This is a genomic window from Streptomyces sp. NPDC005302 (genome assembly GCF_040607345.1).
Taxonomy (GTDB): domain Bacteria; phylum Actinomycetota; class Actinomycetes; order Streptomycetales; family Streptomycetaceae; genus Streptomyces.
The window spans coordinates 45855-67034 of sequence record NZ_JBEXGN010000022.1 but is presented as its reverse complement, the minus strand read 5'-3'; the positions used below and the strand labels follow the sequence as shown (position 1 = coordinate 67034).

The 21180-nt window shown below is 73.4% G+C and carries 16 protein-coding genes and 1 pseudogene; 7 read left to right on the top strand and 10 right to left on the bottom strand.

Annotation, left to right across the window (positions count from 1 at the left end; translation table 11 throughout):
- Positions 1 to 48 precede the first annotated feature (48 nt).
- Positions 49 to 3051 carry an SMC family ATPase gene (locus ABZT74_RS27720; protein WP_356438985.1) on the top strand — a complete coding sequence of 1001 codons (3003 nt, stop codon included), beginning with the start codon at positions 49 to 51 and terminating at the stop codon, positions 3049 to 3051.
- Between the two features lie 146 nt (positions 3052 to 3197).
- Here ABZT74_RS27720 and ABZT74_RS27715 read toward each other — a convergent pair whose 3' ends face one another.
- On the bottom strand, positions 3198 to 3644 hold the full coding sequence (locus ABZT74_RS27715) for an Lrp/AsnC family transcriptional regulator (protein ID WP_355867189.1): 447 nt from the start codon (positions 3642 to 3644) through the stop codon (positions 3198 to 3200).
- Positions 3645 to 3826: 182 nt separating this feature from the next.
- Here ABZT74_RS27715 and ABZT74_RS27710 point away from each other — a divergent pair, with 182 nt between their 5' ends.
- A complete protein-coding gene (locus ABZT74_RS27710) occupies positions 3827 to 4339 on the top strand; it encodes a rhodanese-like domain-containing protein (protein WP_356438982.1) in 513 nt (170 codons plus the stop codon).
- A gap of 121 nt (positions 4340 to 4460) precedes the next feature.
- Positions 4461 to 4976: an immunity 21 family protein gene (locus ABZT74_RS27705; RefSeq protein ID WP_356167716.1), complete on the top strand. Its 516-nt coding sequence runs from the start codon at positions 4461 to 4463 to the stop codon at positions 4974 to 4976.
- A gap of 56 nt (positions 4977 to 5032) precedes the next feature.
- Here ABZT74_RS27705 and ABZT74_RS27700 read toward each other — a convergent pair whose 3' ends face one another.
- Together ABZT74_RS27700 and ABZT74_RS27695 are read right to left on the bottom strand one after the other, a co-directional pair.
- Positions 5033 to 6724: a DUF885 domain-containing protein gene (locus ABZT74_RS27700; protein ID WP_356438979.1), complete on the bottom strand. Its 1692-nt coding sequence runs from the start codon at positions 6722 to 6724 to the stop codon at positions 5033 to 5035.
- Positions 6725 to 6787: 63 nt separating this feature from the next.
- The gene (locus tag ABZT74_RS27695) at positions 6788 to 7294 is read right to left on the bottom strand and encodes an Lrp/AsnC family transcriptional regulator (protein WP_355867177.1); all 507 of its coding nucleotides are present in this window, start codon (positions 7292 to 7294) and stop codon (positions 6788 to 6790) included.
- On the opposite strand from ABZT74_RS27695, the gene ABZT74_RS27690 reads away from it, so the two are divergent.
- Positions 7256 to 8572, top strand: coding sequence for a PLP-dependent transferase (locus tag ABZT74_RS27690; RefSeq protein ID WP_355867174.1), 1317 nt, complete (start codon positions 7256 to 7258; stop codon positions 8570 to 8572). The two genes, ABZT74_RS27695 and ABZT74_RS27690, sit on opposite strands and share 39 nt — an antisense overlap.
- Before the next feature lie 182 nt (positions 8573 to 8754).
- On the opposite strand, the gene ABZT74_RS27685 is transcribed toward ABZT74_RS27690, so the two are convergent.
- The 3 genes from ABZT74_RS27685 to ABZT74_RS27675 all read right to left on the bottom strand — a co-directional run bounded on the left by ABZT74_RS27685 (position 8755) and on the right by ABZT74_RS27675 (position 14008).
- Entirely contained in the window at positions 8755 to 10221 is a 1467-nt protein-coding gene (locus ABZT74_RS27685; protein ID WP_356438976.1) for a GNAT family N-acetyltransferase, read from the bottom strand.
- Between the two features lie 531 nt (positions 10222 to 10752).
- Positions 10753 to 12348: an alkaline phosphatase D family protein gene (locus tag ABZT74_RS27680; protein ID WP_356438973.1), complete on the bottom strand. Its 1596-nt coding sequence runs from the start codon at positions 12346 to 12348 to the stop codon at positions 10753 to 10755.
- 184 nt (positions 12349 to 12532) lie between these two features.
- The gene (locus ABZT74_RS27675; RefSeq protein ID WP_356438970.1) at positions 12533 to 14008 is read right to left on the bottom strand and encodes a PLP-dependent aminotransferase family protein; all 1476 of its coding nucleotides are present in this window, start codon (positions 14006 to 14008) and stop codon (positions 12533 to 12535) included.
- On the opposite strand from ABZT74_RS27675, the pseudogene ABZT74_RS27670 reads away from it, so the two are divergent.
- Positions 13999 to 14892: pseudogene (locus ABZT74_RS27670) on the top strand (EamA family transporter); the annotation flags it as partial. The gene ABZT74_RS27675 and the pseudogene ABZT74_RS27670 overlap by 10 nt on opposite strands.
- Positions 14893 to 14973: 81 nt before the next feature.
- Here ABZT74_RS27670 and ABZT74_RS27665 read toward each other — a convergent pair.
- The gene (locus tag ABZT74_RS27665; protein ID WP_356438967.1) at positions 14974 to 15804 is read right to left on the bottom strand and encodes an alpha/beta fold hydrolase; all 831 of its coding nucleotides are present in this window, start codon (positions 15802 to 15804) and stop codon (positions 14974 to 14976) included.
- 183 nt (positions 15805 to 15987) lie between these two features.
- Here ABZT74_RS27665 and sigJ point away from each other — a divergent pair, with 183 nt between their 5' ends.
- The gene (sigJ, locus tag ABZT74_RS27660; protein WP_356438964.1) at positions 15988 to 16872 is read left to right on the top strand and encodes an RNA polymerase sigma factor SigJ; all 885 of its coding nucleotides are present in this window, start codon (positions 15988 to 15990) and stop codon (positions 16870 to 16872) included.
- 292 nt (positions 16873 to 17164) lie between these two features.
- Positions 17165 to 17926, top strand: a complete 762-nt coding sequence (locus tag ABZT74_RS27655; RefSeq protein ID WP_356438961.1) for a GntR family transcriptional regulator — start codon at positions 17165 to 17167, stop codon at positions 17924 to 17926.
- A gap of 123 nt (positions 17927 to 18049) precedes the next feature.
- Here the strand turns inward: ABZT74_RS27655 and ABZT74_RS27650 are convergent, their stop codons facing one another.
- The 3 genes from ABZT74_RS27650 to ABZT74_RS27640 all read right to left on the bottom strand — a co-directional run bounded on the left by ABZT74_RS27650 (position 18050) and on the right by ABZT74_RS27640 (position 21146).
- On the bottom strand, positions 18050 to 19207 hold the full coding sequence (locus ABZT74_RS27650) for an ROK family protein (RefSeq protein WP_356167731.1): 1158 nt from the start codon (positions 19205 to 19207) through the stop codon (positions 18050 to 18052).
- Positions 19208 to 19305: 98 nt separating this feature from the next.
- A complete protein-coding gene (locus ABZT74_RS27645) occupies positions 19306 to 19968 on the bottom strand; it encodes a response regulator transcription factor (RefSeq protein ID WP_356438957.1) in 663 nt (220 codons plus the stop codon).
- Positions 19969 to 19982: 14 nt separating this feature from the next.
- On the bottom strand, positions 19983 to 21146 hold the full coding sequence (locus tag ABZT74_RS27640) for a histidine kinase (protein ID WP_356438954.1): 1164 nt from the start codon (positions 21144 to 21146) through the stop codon (positions 19983 to 19985).
- Between the last annotated feature and the right edge of the window lie 34 nt (positions 21147 to 21180).

The following is a 21180-nucleotide window of genomic DNA, read 5'->3' as shown; positions in this document are numbered from 1 at the left end:
CCCGCCGCACGCCCCGCGGACCGCCCGCCCGGAGATCGAGAGGACCCGATGAGGCTGCACCGCCTGGACATCACCGCCTTCGGCCCCTTCGGCGGCACCCAGCGGGTCGACTTCGACGAGCTGTCCGCCGCCGGGCTCTTCCTGCTGCACGGACCGACGGGCGCCGGCAAGACCTCCGTCCTCGACGCCGTCTGCTTCGCGCTGTACGGCGCGGTTCCCGGGGCCCGGCAGAGCGGTCAGGGCCTCGGCCTGCGCAGCGACCACGCGGCCCCCGCCACCCGCACCGAGGTGAGCCTCGAACTCACCGTCGCCGGAAGGCGCCTGGAGGTCACCCGGCAGCCGCCCTGGGCGCGCCCCAAGAAGCGCGGCACCGGCACCACGACCGAGAAGGCCCAGAGCCGGCTGCGCGCCTACGACTCCGCAGCCGGCGCCTGGACGGACCTCAGCCGCTCCCACCAGGAGATCGGCGAGGAGATCACCCAGCTGCTCGGCATGAGCCGCGAGCAGTTCTGCCAGGTCGTGCTGCTGCCCCAGGGAGACTTCGCGCGCTTCCTGCGCGCCGACGCCGAGGCCCGCGGCAAACTGCTCGGCCGCCTCTTCGACACGCACCGGTTCGCCGAGGTCGAGAAGCGCCTCGCCGAGCGGCGCCGGACCACCGAGGCCGAAGTGCGCTCCGGTGACGCCGCGTTGCTCGCCGACGCGCACCGCATGCAGCAGGAGGCGGGGGACACCACCGACGTGCCCTTCCCCGACCTGGCCCCGGGCGATCCGGGTCTCGCCGCGTCGGTGCTCGACTGGGCCGCGGTGGCCCGCAGCACCGCGCGCGAGCGGCTGACCATCGCCCACTGCGCTCGCCGGACGGCCGAGTCGGCGCAGGCGGCGGCCGATCGCGCACTCGACGACGTACGCGAAGTGGACCGGCTGCAGCGCCGGTTCACCGATGCGCGGGAGCGGGCCGCACGCCTGGAGGACCGCGCCGAGGCCCACCGGGACGCCCGCACCCGGATGGAGCGCGCCCGCAAGGCCGAGGCGGTCGCTCCAGCGCTCGACCTGCGCGACGCGGCCGAGGCCGAGCACCGGCGGGCGGCCCACACGGAGACGCGCGCGCGTGCGGCCCTGCCGGAGACGTTCGCCGGGGCCGGAGCCCCCGGACTGGCCGCCGCCGCACGCAAGGCCGCCGAGGAACTGGGCGGCCTGGAATCGGCACGCCGTGCCGAGCGCCGCCTCACCGAACTCGGCACGGAGCGCGCCGCTCTGGACCGCCAGGAACGGGCCGACGAGGACGTCCTCCAGGACACCGGCGGCTGGCTGGCCGACTGGGAGAACCTGCGCGCGGACATCGAGACGCGGATCGAGTCGGCGCAGGACGCCGCCTCCCGCGCCGAACAGCTCGGCGTACGGCGCGACCCCGCGATCAAGCGGCTCGGCGCGGCCCGCCGGCGCGACCAGTTCGCCCGGGACACCGAGGACACTCACGAGGCGACTCTCACGGCGCGCGAGACCGCGACCGAGGCCCGCACCCGGTGGCTCGACCTCAAGGAACAGCGCTTGCTGGGCATCGCCGCCGAACTCGCCTCCGGCCTCGTCGATGGAGAAGCCTGCGCGGTCTGCGGTGCCACCGAACACCCGGCCCCCGCACGGAAGATCGCCGGACACGTCGACCGCGAGACGGAGGAGCGCGCCCTCGCCGCCTACCAGCGCGCCGACGAGGAACGTGCCGAGGCCGAGCGACGCCTCGGCGTCGTCCGCGAGGCCCTGGCCGCCGCCACGGCCGAGGCCGGGGACGCGCCGACCGGGCAACTCGCCGCAGAAGCCGAGGAGTTGGAACAGCTCCTGGAGCAGGCGCGCAGGGCGGCCTCCGGGCTGCACGCGGCACGCGAGGCCCGCGAGCAGGCCGAGCGCGAACACCGGCAGCGGCTGGCCTCCCAGCAGGAGGCCTCCCGCCGGGTCGCCTCACGCGCCTCCCTCAGGGACGCCCTCGACCGGGAGAAGGCCTCCCTGGAGGGGGAGTTGGAGCAGGCGCGCGGTGCCGCCGAGAGCGTGGCCGTGCGGGCCGCCCAGCTGGAGCGGCAGGCCGCGCTCCTCACCGAGGCGGCGGACAGCGCCCGCGCGTTCGAGGACACCGCGCAGCGGCTGAAGGACGCCGACGCGCGACTCGCCGACGCCGCCTTCCGCGCCGGGTTCGAGACCCCGCAGGCCGCAGCCGACGCGCTGCTCGACGACGAGGCCCACCGCGACCTCCAACGACGGCTCGACTCCTGGCAGTTGGAGGAGTCCGCAGTCCGTGCGGTGCTCACCGAGGCCGACACGGCGGACGCCGCCCGCCGCCCGCCCGCGGAACTGGCCGCAGCCGAGCGGGCCGCCGAAGCCGCAGGCCGGCGCCTTCGGGAGGCGGCCTCCGCGCAGGACGCGGCGGCCCGCAGCTGCACCGAGCTGGACGGCCTCTCCGCCCGCGCGGTCAGGGGAGTGGTCCGGCTCGCCCCCCTGCGTGAGGAGTACGACCGCGTGGCCGGGCTGGCCGGTCTCGCCGCGGGCACGTCGGCGGACAATGAACGCAGGATGCGCCTGGAGTCGTACGTCCTCGCCGCCCGCCTGGAGCAGGTCGCCGCGGCCGCGACCGTACGGCTCCAGCGCATGTCCTCCGGCCGCTACACCCTCGTGCACTCCGACGACCGCGCCGGCCGCGGTCGCAGCGGGCTCGGGTTGCACGTCGTGGACGCGTGGACCGGGCGCGAGCGCGACACGGCGACACTCTCGGGCGGCGAGACGTTCTTCGCCTCCCTCGCCCTCGCCCTCGGCCTCGCGGACGTCGTGACCGACGAGGCCGGCGGAGTGCGGCTCGACACGCTCTTCATCGACGAGGGCTTCGGCAGCCTCGACGACCAGACCCTCGACGAGGTCCTCGACGTCCTCGACTCGCTGCGCGAGCGCGACCGCAGCGTCGGCATCGTCAGCCACGTCGCCGACCTGCGTCGTCGCATCCACGCCCAGCTGGAAGTGGTGAAGGGGAGGACGGGGTCGGTCGTACGGCAGCGGGGTGGCGAGGGGTGAGCCGTGCGCCCAGCGCGTCGCGAGGCCGACGGCTGCCGGCGGCGCCCTCGGCGGCCCGATCGGGTTCGGACATCCGCCCGTCGTCCCGGTCGCCGTTCGACGCCGGGCCGGCAGGGGCGGGACGACCCGTGAGCGCTCCGTGTCGGTCAGTGGCCCAGCGGGCGGCGGGGGAGGGGCGAGGAGTAGACGACGCTCGTCGTCACCGAGCCCAGCGCGCCGATCTTGCCCGCCACCGTTTCCAGGTGGGTCATCGAGCGCGCCGCGACCTTGATGACGAAGCAGTCGTCGCCGGTCACGTGATGGGCCTCGAGAATCTCGGGCGTCGTCTCGACGAGGTCGTGGAACGGCTTGTAGTTGCCGTTCGGATACCGGAGCCGCACGAAGGCGAGGACGGGCATCCCCAGGCTCTCCGGGGCGACGACGGCCGCGTACCCCTGGATGACGCCCGCCTCCTCCAGGCGCCGCACCCGCTCGGTGACCGCGCTCGCGGACATGGAGACGGCCCGGGCGAGGTCGGCGAAGCTGGCCCGGCCCTCCCGCTGGAGGACGTCGAGGATGCGCCAGTCGGTGGCGTCCGGGGAATACGCGGTCATCCTTGATGAATACCAGCTGAATCCCCGGCGGAACAAGAGTGATGCCGTGGATCACCGCTTCAGGACGGGGCCCGCCGCCCATAGATTTCTGGTCAGGAAAGTCCCGCGGAACCGGTGCGGCAGAGGCACCGGGGTGGCAACGGCGGCACCGGGTCGGCGGGGCACGGGTGGAAGGCCAGACCATGACTGTCACAGCTGACGGAACCACTGCCGGAACGGCGACCGGCACCGCGGTGAACCCTGTTCTGCGGGTGGCGCCCGCCTCTCCGGCGGTGGCCGCGGCTTATTTCGGGGCGAGTCTCGCCTTCCACGCGGACGTGTCCGACGTGGCGGCGGCGCTCTCCGCCGGCGGTGACCCGGGGTTCGTCGTCGTCGACTCCCGCTCCACCGGGTCCTGGGACCAGGGACACGTTCCCGGCGCGGTCCACCTGCCCACCGCCCTCATCCCGGAGCAGGCCGGGAACCTGCTCGACAGGTCGGTGCCCGTCATCACGTACTGCTGGGGCCCCGGCTGCAACGGCGCGACCCGGGCGGCGCTCGCTCTCGCCGAACTCGGCTACCAGGTCAAGGAGATGCTCGGCGGCTTCGAGTACTGGGCGCGCGAGGGCTTCGAGTTCGAGACCTGGCAGGGTCGCGAGCGCCGCGCCGCCGACCTGCTGACGTCGCCGGTGGACGCCGATGACTGCGGTTGTTGAGCGTCCCCAACAGCGTTCTCAGCCAGGCTACTTGGGTGACCAGGGCACCTTCGGAGCGCCGCCGGGCGGATTCGGGGCGCCTGCCGAACGGGTGCCGAAGGACGCCGTGTAGCTTCTGCCCATGGTCAGATACGCGGAGCCCGGTGCGGTCGAATGGGTGGAGTCGGGCGGCGGGCCGCTCATAGCGATCCCGGAAGCGGTCCTGCCGTTCTGGTCGGGGGCGGACGGCGACGAGATGTCCTCCGACTACGACCGGGCCTGCGACGTCGAGGGCTCCATCGGCCTCGTACCCGTCGGCGACTCCAGGGCGCTGGTCCTCGGCGACGAACCCGCCTCGACCTCCTACCTCCCCGAGCACGGCACCTTCGTACGCTGGAGTGCCGCCGAGTCCGAGGACGAACTGCTCGCCGTCGTCCCGGCGGCCCTCGCGACGGCCGTGTGGGATCCGGAGGTGCAGTGGCATGTGCCCGGTCCCGTCGTCCTCTTCGACGCCGCGTGGCCGGGCCCCGTCTCCGAGCGCACCGACCACCTGAAGGTGGCTCTCGCTCCGGGCCGTTACGGGGTCCGCGCGGCCCGTGTCGAGCCGGGACCCGAGACGTGGGTGGGTCTCGTCCAGCTGCGTCGGCTCGCCGACTGACACGTCGCGCGCGGTGGCCCGGCTCCTCGCGGTACGGGCCACCACGCACGGGGTGGTCAGAGCCGGGACAGCTCCTCCACCAGGTCGTCCAGCCCCAGGGAACCGAGGGACAGGGCGGCCATGTGCCACGCCTTGGCGTCGAAGGCGTCACCGTGGCGCCGCTTCGCGTTCTCACGGCCCAGCAGCCAGGCGCGCTCGCCGATCTTGTAGCCGATCGCCTGCCCGGGCATCGTGAGGTAGCGGGTCAGCTCGCTCTCCACGAAGTCCGCGGGACGGCTGCTGTGCGCGCCGAAGAACTCCTGCGCCAGGTCCGGCGTCCAGCGCTCGCCCGGGTGGAACGGCGAGTCGGCCGGGATCTCCAGCCCCAGGTGCATCCCGATGTCGATGATGACGCGGGCGGCCCGCATCATCTGCGCGTCGAGGTAACCGAGCCGCTGCTCCGCGTCGCTGAGGAACCCGAGTTCGTCCATCAGTCGCTCCGCGTACAGCGCCCAGCCCTCGCAGTTGGCGCTGACCCGGCCGACGCCGGACTGGTAGCGGGACAGGTCCTCGACGACGTGCACCCACTGCGCGAGCTGGAGGTGGTGGCCGGGCACGCCCTCGTGGTACCAGGTGGACACGAGGTCGTAGACCGGGAAGCGGGTCTGCCCCATCGTGGGCAGCCAGGTGCGTCCCGGGCGCGAGAAGTCCTGCGAGGGGGCGGTGTAGTAGGGGGCGGCGGCACTGCCGGGCGGGGCGATGCGCGACTCCACCCGCTTGACCTGCTCGGCGAGTTCGAAGTGTGTGCCGTCCAGGGCCGTGATCGCCTCGTCCATCAGCCCCTGGAGCCAGGCCTGGACCTCGTCCACACCCTCGATGTGCCGGCCGTGCTCGTCGAGGTGCGCGAGCGCCACCCACGGGGTGCCGGCGCCCGGGAGGATCTTCTCGGCCTCCGTCCTCATCTCGGCGAGGAGCCGGTGGTACTCGGCCCAGCCGTACGCGTAGGCCTCGTCCAGGTCGAGATCCGTGCCGTTGAAGTAGCGCGCGAGTCGCGCGTACCGCTCCCGGCCCACGGTCTCGGGCGCGCCCTCGATCGTCGGCGCGTACACGTCGAGCATCCAGTCGCGCAGGGACAGCAGCGCCTCCGTCGCGGTCCGCGCCGCCGCGTCCAGCTCCTCGCGCAGCGACGCGGGGCCCGCCGAGACGAAGTCCTCGAACCAGCCGCGCCCCTGTCCGTCCGTGTCCGACCACTCGGTGAGCTGCTCGATGAAGGTCGCGGCCGGGCGCGGGGCCGCGTACAGCTTGCGGTCCAGGCCGAGGGCGAGGGACTCCCGGTAGCCGGAGAGCGCGGCCGGTACCGCCCGCAGCCGCTGCGCGACGGTGGCCCAGTCCTCGTCCGTCCCGGTCGGCGTCAGGGTGAAGACCTGCCGCACCGAGTGCACCGGAGTGTGCAGGTTGCCGACCGCCCGCAGGCCCTCGCCGGCGTCGTGGACGGCGAGTTCGGCGGTGAGCCGCTCCCGCAGCAGCCGGCCGCAGCGGCGCTCGATGTCACTGTCCGCGCCGGGCTGCCGCTCGGCCTCATCGAGCCGGGCGAGGGTGACGCGCGCCAGTTCGGCGACGGCCTCCTGGCCGGCGGGCGAGGTGTCGGGGAGCCTGCCGTAGCTCTCCGGAACACCGAGATAGGTACCGAGGACCGGATCGAGGGCGGTGAGGTCGTCGACGTACGCGTCGGCGACCTCGCGGGGCAGCGGCTTCTTCGTCTGTGACATGCGGCCATCCTCGTACGGGGACGGCCGCCGCGTCAGCCCCGGTCCGCCGGTCCGGTCACCGCATCAACCGGATTTCGCCGCTGGTGACGACCCGGTCGCGGCCGGGGGCAGCAGCGGACCGCAGTCCCACTGCTGGAAGATCAACCGCGTCTCCACGCGGGCCACTTCACGCTGCGAGGTGAACTCGTCGAGTACCAGGCGCTGAAGATCCGCCATGTCCGCGACCGCGACCTGGATGAGGTAGTCGTCCGGTCCGGTGAGGTGGAAGACGGTCCGGGACTCCGGCAGCAGCCTGATCCGGTCCACGAACGGCCCCACCAGCTCCCGCCGGTGCGGCCGGACCTGGACCAACAGCAGGGCCTCCAGACCCCTTCCCAGCTTCGCCGGGTCCAGCCGCAGCTGATGGCCGAGAATCACCCCCGCCCGTCGCAGCCGCGTCACGCGGTCCAGACAGGTCGAGGGCGCGACGCCCACCTGCGCCGCGAGATCGCGGTACGTCGTCCGTGCGTCGTTCTGCAACAGGCGCAGTAGATGAAGATCCACCGGATCGAGTACGACGGAATCGGCCATGGCGCGAACGTAACACGGGATCCGGCGCCCGAACCCCGTCGGGTGTTCAGGCTGCCCCTCATGGACTCCGTTGTGTACGACACCCCTGACGCGTACGACGCCGACGCCCGCGACGACAGGCGGGGCGCCGGCGGCGTTTCCGTCGCCCGGCCGCGGGCCCTCGCCACCGAGGCCGTGCACGCCGGGCGGGAGGACCTGGCCGCCCTGGGGCTGCACGCCGCCCCGATCGACCTGTCCACCACCTATCCCTCGTACGACAGTCGCGGTGAGGCCGCCCGGATCGACGCCTTCGCCGCCGAGGGCGCCGAACCCGAGGGCCCGCCGGTCTACGGCCGCCTCGGCAATCCGACCGTCGCCCGCTTCGAGACCGCCCTCGCGCGTCTCGAAGGCACCGAGAGCGCGGTCGCCTTCGCGAGCGGCATGGCCGCACTGAGCGCCGTCCTGCTGGTGCGGAACGCGATGGGCCTGCGCCACGTCGTCGCCGTCCGGCCCCTCTACGGGTGCAGCGACCACCTGCTCACGGCGGGGCTCCTGGGCTCCGAGGTCACCTGGGTCGACCCGGCCGGTATCGCCGACGCGCTGCGTCCGGACACGGGCCTGGTGATGGTCGAGTCGCCTGCGAACCCGACGCTCGCCGAACTCGACCTGCGGGCTGTCGCGCACGCCTGCGGTTCCGTCCCCCTCCTTGCCGACAACACGTTCGCCACCCCCGTGCTGCAGCGTCCCGTCGAACAGGGCGCCCGGCTGGTGCTGCACAGCGCGACCAAGTACCTCGGCGGCCACGGGGACGTGATGGCCGGAGTGGTCGCGTGCGACGAGGAGTTCGCCCGGGGGCTGCGCCAGGTGCGGTTCGCGACGGGCGGTGTCCTGCATCCGCTGGCCGGCTATCTGCTGCTGCGCGGCCTGTCGACCCTCCCGGTACGGGTCCGGGCAGCGTCCTCGAACGCCGCCGAACTCGCCCGCAGGCTGGCCGAGGACCCGCGCGTGGCCCGTGTCCACTACCCACGCATCGGCGGCGCCATGATCGCCTTCGAGGTGCACGGCGACCCGCACGACGTCATCGCCGGGGTCCGGCTCATCACCCCGGCGGTGAGCCTCGGCAGTGTCGACAGCCTCATCCAGCACCCGGCGTCCATCAGCCACCGCATCGTGCCCAGCGAGGACCGCCGCGACGCGGGCGTCAGCGACCGGCTGCTGCGCCTGTCGGTGGGCCTGGAGGACGTCGACGACCTCTGGACGGACCTGGACGGGGCGCTGGGGTTCACGAGCGGCGCCTGAGCGGGCGGCGGGGGGAGCGGAGGGTCGCCCGGGGAGGGGCGGAGTGCCGGAGGAGGGGTCAGGCGGGTGGCATGTCCACCGCTGGTGACTGCGGCCCGCCGCCTCCGCCCCGCTGGTGGCTCCCGCCCGCCGCCCCCCACCCCGCCGGTGGACGGGCACGCGCCCGTTGACCGGCTCAGGGTTCAGTCCCGGACCGCCCGCGTCCCGTGCTGTTCCCGGCCCTCGCCCGCGACCTGGTCGTACGGCAGCAGCGAGGTGGTCACCGGCGTCTCCTCCAGGCGGGCGGTGATGACGAGGGTGCCCTCCTCGATCTGGTAGTCGAGGGGGAGGCCCAGGCCGCGCATCGCGGCGACCATGCCGGTGTTGGAGGCCTGCGTGACGGCGTACACGCTCTCGCAGCCGGCCTCCACGGCCATGGTCACCAGACGGCCGATGAGTTCGGTCCCGATGCCGCGCCGCTGCCATTCGTCCTCGACGAGGAGAGCGACCTCCGTCTCGTCGCCGTCCCAGAGGAGATGCCCGATCCCGACGATCCGGCCCGAGGCCGTCTGTACGGCGAGGGTGCGGCCGAAACTGGGGCTGAGCAGGTGGTTGAGGTAGCGGTCCGCGTCACCGACCGGGCCGTGGTAGCGCATGCCCAGCGTGCGCGGCGAGCAGCGCTCGTGCATCGCCTTGGCCGCCTCGACGTCGGAGATGTCGGCGCGCCGCACGGTGATGGCGTTGCCCTGCGGCAGCGTCAGCAGGTCCCTGCCGCCCGGGATCCGCGGACCGAGCCGCGCGTCCAGTTCCACCAGCGCCCGCGCCCGCGCGAACTCGGTGGGTGTGAACGGCAGGTAGGGCCGCTCCACCGTGATGACTCCGCCCTCCGGCGCCCGCAGCCGCATCACCGTGTCCTCCAGTGCCCCCTCGACCGGAGTGCCCTCCGCCGCCCGCCCCGAGAGAGGGGACTTCGCGGGCAGCGAGCGAATGGTGCAGCGGCCGAGCAACTGCCGCAGCGCGAGCGGGAGTTCGGAGGCGTCGAGGGCCGTGCGGGTGGCCAGGCCGAGTACCCGGGTCGGCGCGTCCACGAGGTCGTGTGCGTCCGCCCGCTCGATCCAGGTGGCGGTGCCGCCGGCGCGTGCCACGTCACGGGTGATCTCGGACGCGGCCAACCCGGCGGGCGCGCGCAGCAGGAGTTCGTCGACCGTGCCGTCCGCCAGCGGATGTGTCTGCAGGCTGAGGATGTCGACCTGCCGGTGGGCGAGGGCGGCGCACAGCCTGGCCAGGGAACCCGGAGCGTCCTTGACCGTCGTGCGCATGCGCCACAGCACGGTCTCCTCGGGTACGGCCTCCGGCGCGCCGGGCTCTTGTGCCCTCTCCTGTTCGTCGGACGGCCCGGCCGCTCGCCGCTCGGCGAGGGGCCGGGTGCCGGTATCGCCCGTCGGCGGTGCGTGACCGTGGCGGCGTGCCCACCATGTGTGGAATCCGGCGGTGGCGACCAGGAGCACCGCCGAGATCGCCAGCAGGGCGGGGCCGTCGGGCCCGTGCCCGATCAGGTTGGCCACACCGTCGGCGACCGCGACGGCCGTGAACAGGGCTGCGAGTTCGACGACGTCGCGTCGCCAGTGGTGGACGGGGCGCCCGTGCTTCGCACGCGTCACATCAGACATGTCTGGAGTCATACCGACACTGTGAAGGAATCGTGTTGCGTGATCACGAACGCTTTGTGACTGATCGGTTAAGTGTCGCTCTGCCCCTTTTGTAGTTCTTTTTTGAAGGTCTTTGCTTCGAACGTGCGCGCGGGTGTCCACTCGGTCAGGCCATGCGCACCCGTTCCCGGCGGCCGCGACAGCCGCCAACGCCACCGGAAGCGGGCGGGCGTTGCGTATTCCGAGGTCTCAAGTCCCGGGCGGCGCAGGCCCGGTGAGGACTCCGGCGCGGAGAATCGGCGCGCACGCCACGGCCCGCAAGGATCACGTTATGGAAAACCGCGGAGACATCTGCCATCAACGGTGCCCGGCCTACGAGGAATTGCTCGATCGCAGCTCGTACCGCGGTCTCGTGGAGCCGCGCACCGGGGGATGACTCCGGTGCGCGGCGGACTCTTCGAGAGTACGGGATCCGAACGCCCCGCACGGTCACGGTGACGCGCGGCACCGGCAGCGCGCCGACCGGTCCCGGCCGGCCTCGGACTGCTGTCCCTACTGGCCCACGCGCCCCGGCTGGAGCCGCTGGGTGAACAGCACCGTCCCGTCCTGCTCGCGCAACCGCACCGTCAGCTCACCGCTGCCGCCGTCGATGTCCACCTCGCCGAAGAACTGGTAGCCGCCGGCGGGCGAGACGTTCGAGGCGGTCGGCGCCTTCACGAACACCCGCTCCGGTCCGAACGTTCCGTCCAGGGCGCTCGCCGGGAAGGCGCCGGCGTTGAGCGGGCCGGAGACGAACTCCCAGAAGGGCTCGAAGTCGGTGAAAGCGGCCCGCGAGGGCTGGTAGTGCTGCGCGGAGGTGTGGTGCACGTCGGCGGTCAGCCACACCGTGCCGGTGATCCGCCGGTGCTTGACGAACCGCAGCAGCTCGGCGATCTGCAGCTCACGTCCGAGCGGAACGCCCGGGTCGCCCTGCGCCACGGCCTCGATGTTCGGCTTCCCCTCGGTGGTGTCGGGCACGACGAGACCGATCGGCATGTCCGCGGCGATGACCTTCCACACGGCACGTGAGCGGGACAGCTCGCGCTTCAGCCACTCCAGCTGCTCGGCCCCGAGGATCCCCTGCGGGTCCGTGGTCTGGTCGTCGGGCGAGTTCGCGTTGCGGTAGGTGCGCATGTCGAGCACGAACACGTCCAGCAGCGGGCCGTGCCGCATGACCCGGTACACACGGCCGTCCCGGCGGCCCGGCGGCAGCGTCGAGACGGGGAAGTACTCGCTGAACGCCCGCCGCGCCCGGCCGGCCAGCACGTCGACGCTCTTCTCCGTGTACCGGGTGTCCGTGCTCGCGATCACCTCGCCCGGGTACCAGTTGTTGCGCACCTCGTGGTCGTCCCACTGGATGATCGACGGCACCTGGGCATTGAAGCGGCGGAGGTTGTCGTCCAGCAGGTTGTATCTGAAGTTGCCGCGGAACTCCGCCAGCGACTCCGCGACCTTGGACTTCTCCTCGGTCGTGATGTTCCGCCAGGTGCTGCCGTCGGGGAGCGCGGCCGTGGCCGTGAGCGGGCCGTCCGCGTAGATGTTGTCGCCGCTGCAGAGGAAGAAGTCCGGGTCGAGCCGGGCCATCGCGTCGTAGATGCGGTAGCCGCCGATGTCGGGGTTGATGCCCCAGCCCTGTCCCGCCAGGTCTCCCGACCACAGGAAGCGGACACCGCCGCGCCGGCCGCGCGGCGTCGTACGGAACGTTCCGGCCACGGGCTCGCCGGTACGGCGCGGGTCGTCGGGGTCGGCGAGCAGGACGCGGTAGTGGATCTGCTCGCCGGAGGGCAGCCCGCGCAGCCGCGTGGTCCCGGTGAAGTCCGTGTCCGGGCCGATCACGGGGCCGTGCCAACGGTGCGGGTTGCGGAACGACTCGGTCGCCGAGGTCTCGACGATCATCCGGGCCGGCCGGTCGGAGCGGACCCAGACGAGCCCGGAGTCGGCGGTCACGTCACCGGCCTGGACGCCCCAGCCCGCTCTCGGCCGGCCCGACAGGGCGAAGGCCGGTGCCGAGCCGAGCGCGGTGGGCAGAGCCAGTGCCGCCGACGCGGCGAGCGAGCCGCGCAGCACACTGCGGCGGCCGGGGAGGGAGCTGTGCGGGCGGTGCGACATGAAGGCGCCTCCGGGGGACGGATTCGGCCGGTGTGGACTGCAACACCTACTGGTGCGCCGCAGCGCGCACGGAAACCAGAGGTGAACAACTCTCGCTGAGGGCAAGGGGAATGACGCAGGCGCGGACCGGCCTGCCGACCACTGCGACGGACGCCTCGGGGGAGCCCGGAGGCGCCGCCGGTGCTCACGGCTCCGGCGTACGGGCACCTGCGTCGCGCGGCGCCTGCGCCATCAGACGGACGCCGTCGCGTATCCGCGCGGGCGGCAGATGCGCGTACCCCAGGACCAGCCGCACACCGTCGGACGCGGTCTCCCCGTAGTGGGCCGCCGGGCGGACCGCCACTCCCGCCGTCGCGGCCCGCTCCAGGAAACGGTCCTGCGGCCCGTACCGGTCCGGGAGCGCGACGACCGCGTGCAGGCCCGCAGCGACACCGGACACCCGCGTTCCGGGGAAGTGCTCCTCCAACGCCGTCACCAGTGCGTCCCGCCGCTCCCGGTAGGCCCGTTGGCAGCGGCGCAGCTGCCGGTCGTAGTCGCCCCGCTCGACGAACCGGGCCAGAAGCGCCTGATCGAGGACGGGGTTGCCGAGGTCCATGGTCCGTTTCCGCTCGACGACCTCCTCGACGTGGGACGCGGGGACCAGCAGCCAGCCGAGCCGCAGCCCGGGGGCGAGCGACTTGCTGACCGAACCGGTGTACGCGACGTGCTCGGGGTCGAGGCCCTGGAGGGCGCCCACCGGGGCGCGGTCGTAGCGGAAGTCGCCGTCGTAGTCGTCCTCGATCACCAGCCCGTCCACCCGGCGCGCCCAGTCGAGGAGTTCGGCGCGGCGCCGCGCCGAGTAGGCGATCCCGGTGGGGAACTGATGCGCGGGCGTCGTCACGACGGCGCGTACGCCGGAGAGCCGGAGCGGATCGACGGCGAGCCCCTCGTCGTCCAGGGGCAGCGGTACGGTGCCGAGGCCGGCCGAGGCGAACAGCGCTCCGTGCTCCGGACTTCCGGGGTTCTCGACGCCGACACCGCGCACGCCGCGCGCGTGCAGCACGAATCCGAGCAGGGTCATCGCCTGCGCGACACCGGAGACCACGACGACGCGGTCGGGGTCGGCGACCACGCCGCGGCGGCGGCCGAGGAGCGCGGCGAGGGCGGTCCGCAGCGCCGGCAGACCCCGCGGATCCGGATATCCCAGTGCCTCGTGCGGCAGTTCGGCGAGCACGGCGCGGTGCGCGGCGGCCCACGCGGCGCGCGGGAACAGCGACAGATCGGGCGTGCCCGCGACGAAGTCGGCCCGCACTCCCGGCGGCCGCGGGGAGTGGTCCCGCGCGCGCGGGGCGACCGCGCGGACCGCGCCGCCGACCCAGGTGCCCGCTCCCCGGCCACTGCGCAGGTATCCCTCCGCGGTGAGTTGCTCGTACGCCTCCGTGACCAGGCCCCGGGACACCCCGAGATCCCCGGCCAGTTCGCGGCTGGACGGCAGCCGGGTGTCCGGGACGAGCCGTCCGGAACGGACGGCCCCGCGCAGCGCTTCCTGGAGCGCGCGCCCCCGCGCGCGTGCCGGTGCCGCCGCGGCGGGCAGCAGCAGTTCCCAGGCGGTCGCCCACGGCGCCGCACCGGACGGATCGGCGTGCGGCGGCCCGTCGTGATTGGTCCCCGATGACGTCATGGAAGTGGACCTTAAACCGGACCACGTCCCCTCATAGCGTCACCGTCATGAACGCCACCACCACCCGGGGCGCCCTGCTCGCCGCCCTGGCCTGCGTCCTTGTCGGCGGTTCCTTCACCGCCAACAGCCTCCTCGGCCACTACCCGTACGCGGGCGGCCAGTTCCTCCGCTACGGCCTCGCCTGCGTCCTGCTGCTGCCCCTGGTGGGCAGGCGCGGAACGGCTCCCCTGCGGCTGCTCGGCGTCCGCCACTGGACGCGCCTCGCTCTGCTGGCGGCCGTCGGCATGGTCGGCTTCAACCTCGCCGTGCTCGCCGCCGAGCGCACGGCGGAACCGGCGGTCCCGGGCGTACTCGTCGGCTGCGCCCCGGTCGTCGTGGCCGTTCTCGTACCCCTCCAGGAGAGCCGTCGCCCACGCCGGCGGGTGCTGTACGGGGCATCGCTCGTCGCCCTGGGAGCCTTCGCCGTCCAGGGCTGGGGCCGTACCGACGGCGCGGGGATCGCCTACTCGGCCGGCGCACTGGCCGGAGAGGTCGGTTTCGCCGTGCTCGCCGTTCCGGTGCTGCGCCCGCTCGGGCCGAGGCTGTTGTCGGCCACCGTGTGCGGGATCGCCGCTCTCGAGTCGGCGGCGGCCGGGCTGATCGCGGACGGCGGGGCCTGGCTGCGGATGCCGGACGCCACGGAGGCGACGGCGCTGGTGTGGCAGGCGGTGGTGGTCACCGTCGTCGGGTTCGTCTGCTGGTACACGGGCATGCAGCGGATCGGCGCTGAGCGCGCCACACTCTTCTCCGGCCTCATCCCCGTCGCCGCGGCCGCCACCGCCCCGCTCGTCGGCACCGGCTCCTACGGGACCGCCCAGGCCGTAGGCAGCGCCCTCGTGGCCGCCGGAGTGGCCCTCGGATCAGGGGCGTCGGGCCCCCTCACCGCCCGGCGTCGGGGCGCCGTCACGGGAGAGGGGCCGAGCACGTCAGCGGCTGCCGTCGAGCAGCACGCGGGCGACGAGGGCGGGGTCGTCGTTCATCGGGACGTGGCCGCAGCCCGGCAGCCGCACCAGCCGCGCGCGCGGAATGATCTGCTTGGCTCGGACACCCTGGCGCCGCACCAGCAGCCGGTCACGGGTACCCCAGGCCACGGTGACGGGCAGCGCCGGGATGTCGTCGGTGAACCGGACGGTCGTACCCGCCCGCAGGGTCTCGGTGAACGCCTCGGCATGGGCCAGCGCGAGGGTCTCGGCGACCACCGCCTCGGGTGAACGATGGGCGGGGTGGGCGTAGATGCTGCTGGTCAGCACCGTCCGTCCGGCAGCCGAGCGCGAGAGCCGCTCGACGACGGGGACCGGCATGTTCCGGGCCGCCTGGCGCATGGCGAGCAGCACACCGAAGGCGTACCTCCGCTCGACGGGCGACCAGAAACCGGCGGGCGAGAAGGTCGTGACGGACCGTACGAGCTTCTCGCGGCCCAGCTCCAACGCCAGCAGCCCGCCCAGCGAGTTGCCGGCGACGTGCGGACGCTCGATCTCCAGTGCCTCGCACAGCGCGCCGAGCACCGGTACCACCGTCGACAGGTCGTGCGTGAGCCCGTCGGGCAGCGCCGGGGACGCGCCGAAACCGGGGAGGTCGACGGCGATGACGTCCCGTTCGCCGGCGATCAGCGGGATGACCGGGTCCCAGGCCTGCCGGTGATGTCCGATCCCGTGCAGCAGGAGCAGCGGTTCACCGGTGCCCACGCGCGCGTAGGACAGCGTGACCGTCCTCGGGCCGCGTGGGGAGGGGACGCTGAAGGAGACCGTGTCGGACATGGAGCTGCTCCTCGTCTGGGACGCGGGGAAAGGCTGAATCGTAGACAGCTTGTCAGCAACTGCTACCGACGGGTAGCCCCTGTCCGTCATCAACCGCGCGAGCCGCGCCGAGGACACCGACCGGGCCGATCGCGGCGGCGGGTTCGCCTGGACAGGAGGGAGAGCGTCGGGTGGGATGGTCCGGTGGCAACCGACATCGCGACCGACGTGTTCGAAGAGCACCGGCCCGTCCTGACGGGCGTGGCCTACCGCATGCTCGGGCGGGTGGCCGACGCCGAGGACGTGGTCCAGGAGGCGTGGCTGCGCTGGTCCGCCGCCGACCGGTCCGACGTACGCGAACCGCGCGGCTACCTCGTCCGCGTCACCACCCGCCTCGCCATCGACCGGCTCCGCCAGATCCAGGCGCGCCACGAGGCCTACGTCGGACAGTGGCTTCCCGAGCCGTACGTCACCGACTTCGCGGACACCGTGCAGGACAGCGCCGAACGGGCCGTCCTCGCCGACACCGTCTCGCTGGCCGTCCTCGTGGTCCTGGAGTCCCTCTCGCCCCTGGAGCGCGCGGTGTTCGTCCTCCGCGAGGCGTTCGGCTACCCCTACGCCGACATCGCCGCCGTCCTCGACCGGGGCGAACCGGCGGTGCGCCAACTCGCCGGCCGGGCCCGCCGACACGTCGAGGAGCGACGCCCGCGCTACGAGGTCGACCCGGCCGAACGCAAGGACCTCACCGAGCGATTCCTCGCGGCCGCCGTGGAAGGCGATCTGGAAGGGCTGATGACCCTGTTGGCGCCGGACGCGCGTCTGATCGGAGACAGCGGAGGCCTCTCCAAGGCGCCGCTGCGCGTGCTCGACACCGCCGACAAGATCAGCCGCTTCATCGTCGGAGCCGGCCGCAAGGGCGTACCCGACCTCTCGTTCCGCTTCCTCGAACTCAACGGCGGTGTCGCGGCGGTCGCACTGTCCGCCGGGAAGCCCGACACCGTCTTCCAACTGGACGTCGCCGACGGGCGCATCAGGTGCGTCTACGTCATCCGCAACCCGGAGAAACTCGTGTCGCTTCCCGTCAGTTAGGCCGCCGCGCGCCCGGTCCGGTCCAGCCGTCCGGCACGGGTTCCGCATCGCCGCACACAGTGAAAGCCCCCGCCTTCCTGGCCGGGGGCTTTCGGCGTTGTGTCGCGAACGTCGCCCAGCGCGAACGCCCCGTGAACGCTGTGCTGCAACGCGCCTGTGCGTTCCCCAAGGATCGAGGATTGGTCTTGACCAAGGGTGGGGGCGGCCCTATGGTCGCAGGGATAGTGCAGGAACCTTTAATAAACAAGGGCGCTAAAACGCCGCCGGGACACGGCGATTGCGGAGGCACAGGGTGGGGACCACGCAGTTGGAATCGGTGCCGGAACCGAAGTACTGGCATCTCAAGACCGTGCTCAGCGAGGCGCTGGACTCCGAGTTCACCGTGGGTGAGATCCTGCCCAACGAACGTGACCTAGCGGCCCGCTTCGGCGTCGCCCGGGCCACGCTGCGCCAGGCGCTCGAACAGCTCGAACTCGAAGGCCGCCTGCAGCGCCGCCGGGGCGTGGGCACCACGGTCGCCCCGCCGCGCGTAGGTGTGGCCGTCGGCAGCGAACAGCACGTGTGGCCGGGGGCGACGGGGGACGCCTGGCAGGCCGCCGACTGCGTCGTCGCCGCACCGCCCGCGCCGGTGGCCGGCGTGCTGGAGACCGTCGAGGGCGAAGCGGTGCACACGGTGCGCCGGTCCCGCGTGACGCACGGTCAGCCCGTCGCCGCCGAACTCCTCTACATCCCGGCGTCCTCGGTTCCCGACCTGTCCGCCATCGACGCGCCCTCGGGTGCCGCACGCGCGCGTGCGGTGCTGCGCGAGCTGCAGCGTCTTGAGCTGGAGGGCCAGGACCGCGCCGTCGAGCTGGGCTCGGCCCGCGCGGACGACGCACGGGAACTCGACCGTCTGCCCGGCGCGCCGGTCCTCGTCGTCACGACCCGGTTCTTCGCCGGGGGACGCACCGCGGCGGTCTCCGTGGCCACGTACCGCGCGGACACCTGCCGCCTCACCTTCGGTGTCACCGGCGGCGTGGAGATACACCACGACCCGGAGCGCCGCGCCTCCTGAGCCACCCGCACGGGGTCCCGCGCCCCGTGGAGCACCATCGCGTCACCCGCTCCGCGCCCCGGAACCCTCCGGGGCGCGAGCCGTTTCCCCGCTGCCGCCTTCCCCGGGTGCGTGGACCTCGGGTCAGCGGCGGGCCGTGACCGTTCCCTCCACGGCGAAGAGCTGCTCCTCGACGTGGTCCAGGGCCAGGCGCAGGGCTCCCGTCGCGACGGCCGCCTCGCCAAGCAGGGAGAGGGCCACCTTGGGCGGGCGCAGACAGTAGCGTGCCAACTCCCGCCGCAGGGGCTCCAGTACACCGTCCAGGCCCGCCGCCCAGCCGCCGATGACGACCAGCTCCGGGTCGAGGGCGAGGGCGAGCGCCGCGACGTCGTGCACGAGCCGCTGGATGAACCGTTCGACCGCGGCGCCCGCCCGCTGGTCCCCGTCCTTGGCCAGCGCGAAGACCTTGGCGACCGCCTGCTCGTCGAGCGGGTGCAGGGGCTCGTCCGTCGTCGACAGCAGGGTCTCGGGCGTGACGTCACGGCCCAGCAGATGCAGCGCGCCGATCTCGCCGGCAGCGCCGCCGTACCCCCGGTGCAGCCGCCCGCCGATCAGCGAACCGGCGCCCGGACTCAGCCCCGCGAGCACGAACACCACGTCGTCGGTCTCCGTCGCCACGCCCTTCCAGTGCTCGGCGACCGCCGCCGCGTTGGCGTCGTTCTCCACGAGCACCGGGCATTTGAAGGAGCGGCTCAACCGTTCGCCCAGCGGCAGGCCCGTCCACTCCGGCAACGCCGTGCCGAGCCGCACGGTGCCGTCGGCCTCCACGATGCCGGGGCTGCCGACCCCCACCGCCCGCAGGGAGCTGCGTGCCACACCGGCCCGGCGCAGCAGCTCGGCGACCGCGAGCCGCAGCCGTTCCAGCCGCTCGTCGGCCGACGCCGTCTCGTCCACGTCCTTGGCCATCGCGCCCATGACACGGCCGTCCAGATCCGCGAGGAGCGCGGCGACACGGTGCGGGCCGATCTCCAGGCCCAGCAGGTGCCCCGCCTCGGCCCGGAACCGGTAGCGGCGTGCCGGACGGCCCTGACGGCGCGCGGCGCCTTCCTCGGCCGCCTGCTCGACGACGAGTCCGTTCTCGATGAGTCCCTCGACGACGCCCTCGACCGTGGGCCGCGACAGCCCCGTCACCCGGGTGACCTCGGTGAGGGTCGCGCAGTCCGTGGCACGCAGGGCGTGCAGCACCACCGCGGAATTGATCCGTCGCAGCAGAGAGGGATCCCCGCCGGTCAACCGCCCCAACGTCCGTCCTCCCAGCTCGTGCGCGTGTTGGCCGGATCGTACTCGGCGCGGGGGACCCCGGCGAGTGCCGGGGACCATTTCGTCGTCACGAGTCCCCCTCAGCCCGGCTCCACGAAGCCCGACTCGTACGCCGCGACGACCGCCTGCGTGCGGTCCCGGGCGTCCAGCTTCGCCAGTACGGCGCTGACGTGGGACTTGACCGTCTCGGTCCCCACGACGAGCCGCGCGGCGATCTCCGCGTTCGACAGACCTTGGGCCATCAGCCGCAGGACGTCGGCCTCCCGCTCGGTGAGCGCGGCCCGCTCCATGGCCGCCCTTGCCACCGGATTCCCCGCGGTGTTCCCGTACGCGGCCGCCAGCTGCCGTACGGAGGACGGGAACAGCAGGGACTCGCCCTCGGCGACCAGCCGCACCGCGTGCACGATCTCCGCCGGGCGCGCCCGCTTCAGGAGGAACCCGTCAGCGCCCGCGCGGAGCGCCTCGTAGACGTACTCGTCGTTCTCGAAGGTCGTCACCACGAGGATCTTCGGCGGATCGGCGACCGTCCGCAGGAGCGCGCGGGTGGCCTCGATGCCGTCGAGCAGCGGCATCCGTACGTCCATGGCGACCACGTCGGGCCGCAACCGCCGGACCAGCGGGATCACCGAGGCACCGTCGGCCGCCTCACCGACGACCTCGATGTCGGACTCCGCCTCCAGCACGGCACGCAGGCCCGCGCGCACGAGAGGTTCGTCGTCGACGAGGAGAACGGTGACCGGCATCGGGCCAGCGTAGATCAACTCACCGGCAGTTCGGCGTGCACCTGCCAGTCACCCTCGTGCGGGCCCGTTCTCGCGCGCCCGCCCAGCAGCGCGGCCCGCTCCCTTATGCCGTGCAGTCCGCTGCCCCGAGCGGGCCCCGACGGACCGGCCGGCAGCGGGTTGCGCACCTCCAGGCCGAGCGTGCCGTCGCGTACCTCTATGCGGACCCGCACCGGGACACCCCCCGCGTGCCGGAGTACGTTCGTGAGCGACTCCTGGAGGATGCGGTAGCCCTCGCGCGACACCGGGCCGGGCACGGTCTCCAGCGGGCCGCTCACCTCGGCGTCCACCGTCGCTCCCGAGGCCCGGGCGGAGTCCAGCAGCCGGTCGGCGTCGGCCAGCGTGGGACGGCCGCTCGCCGGACGCTCCGCCTCGCGCAGCACACCCAGGACCCGCTCCAGGTCCTCCAGGGCGGCGCGCCCCGTCTCCTCGATGGCCACCAGGGCGCGCTCGGTGAACGCCGGGTCCCCCGCTGCCCGTGCCGCGCCGGCCTGCACGACCGCGACGGTCAGGGCGTGGCCGATGGAGTCATGGAGTTCGCGGGCGATGCGGTTGCGCTCCAGGAGCTGCTCGGTGCGCTGCTCCAGAGCGGCGAGCCTCTCGGCGGCGGAGGGCCCCAGGAGCCCGCGCGCGAGGACCGTCACCAGCTCACCCAGGCCGACGACCGCGCCGTACAGCGCGAGCAGTGGCAGCGGAACCAGCAGGGCGCAGCTCCAGTGCGGGTCCAGCAGGGACACCACGGGGTCGCCCGCCGGCCGGCGACCGGCCGCCGCTCTGCCGAGGTCGAAGGCCAGGACGGGCAGCCAGACGGTGACGGCGCACGTCAGCCAGCCCAGCAGGAGTCGTGCCTCCAGCCACAGCACCGTCCGCCACCGGTCGCGCGGACCGGCGGAGGGAGCCACCGAGAACGCCTGGTCCTCACCGCCCCGCTCACCCGGCGCCAGCATGAACCGTGCCTGCACGCCCTCGCCCCGCCGCACGGCCGGGACGAGGCCCAGCGGGATGAGCAGCACCGCGGGGACCCACGGCTTCGACAGGTCGATGAAGAGCCAGACGCTGACGAACAGCATCGGCACCCACAGGTGCAGCAAGCGCGTGTACGTCGTCCCCCACCGCAGCGGGCGCAGAAAGCCGGCCATGCGGACATCGTGCCAGCGGGCACCGACAACGAGC

What these genes read in the sequence shown, in the direction of transcription:
- ABZT74_RS27665 (WP_356438967.1), bottom strand. Translation starts at nt 15,804, where the DNA reads ATGTCCGACACGGTCTCCTTCAGCGTCCCCTCCCCACGCGGCCCGAGG.
- ABZT74_RS27675 (WP_356438970.1), bottom strand. Translation starts at nt 14,008, where the DNA reads ATGACGTCATCGGGGACCAATCACGACGGGCCGCCGCACGCCGATCCG.
- ABZT74_RS27690 (WP_355867174.1), top strand. Translation starts at nt 7,256, where the DNA reads ATGAAGATCCACCGGATCGAGTACGACGGAATCGGCCATGGCGCGAAC.
- ABZT74_RS27645 (WP_356438957.1), bottom strand. Translation starts at nt 19,968, where the DNA reads ATGCCGGTCACCGTTCTCCTCGTCGACGACGAACCTCTCGTGCGCGCG.
- ABZT74_RS27695 (WP_355867177.1), bottom strand. Translation starts at nt 7,294, where the DNA reads ATGGCCGATTCCGTCGTACTCGATCCGGTGGATCTTCATCTACTGCGC.
- ABZT74_RS27705 (WP_356167716.1), top strand. Translation starts at nt 4,461, where the DNA reads ATGGTCAGATACGCGGAGCCCGGTGCGGTCGAATGGGTGGAGTCGGGC.
- ABZT74_RS27700 (WP_356438979.1), bottom strand. Translation starts at nt 6,724, where the DNA reads ATGTCACAGACGAAGAAGCCGCTGCCCCGCGAGGTCGCCGACGCGTAC.
- ABZT74_RS27680 (WP_356438973.1), bottom strand. Translation starts at nt 12,348, where the DNA reads ATGTCGCACCGCCCGCACAGCTCCCTCCCCGGCCGCCGCAGTGTGCTG.
- ABZT74_RS27715 (WP_355867189.1), bottom strand. Translation starts at nt 3,644, where the DNA reads ATGACCGCGTATTCCCCGGACGCCACCGACTGGCGCATCCTCGACGTC.
- ABZT74_RS27710 (WP_356438982.1), top strand. Translation starts at nt 3,827, where the DNA reads ATGACTGTCACAGCTGACGGAACCACTGCCGGAACGGCGACCGGCACC.
- ABZT74_RS27685 (WP_356438976.1), bottom strand. Translation starts at nt 10,221, where the DNA reads ATGTCTGATGTGACGCGTGCGAAGCACGGGCGCCCCGTCCACCACTGG.
- ABZT74_RS27720 (WP_356438985.1), top strand. Translation starts at nt 49, where the DNA reads ATGAGGCTGCACCGCCTGGACATCACCGCCTTCGGCCCCTTCGGCGGC.
- ABZT74_RS27640 (WP_356438954.1), bottom strand. Translation starts at nt 21,146, where the DNA reads ATGGCCGGCTTTCTGCGCCCGCTGCGGTGGGGGACGACGTACACGCGC.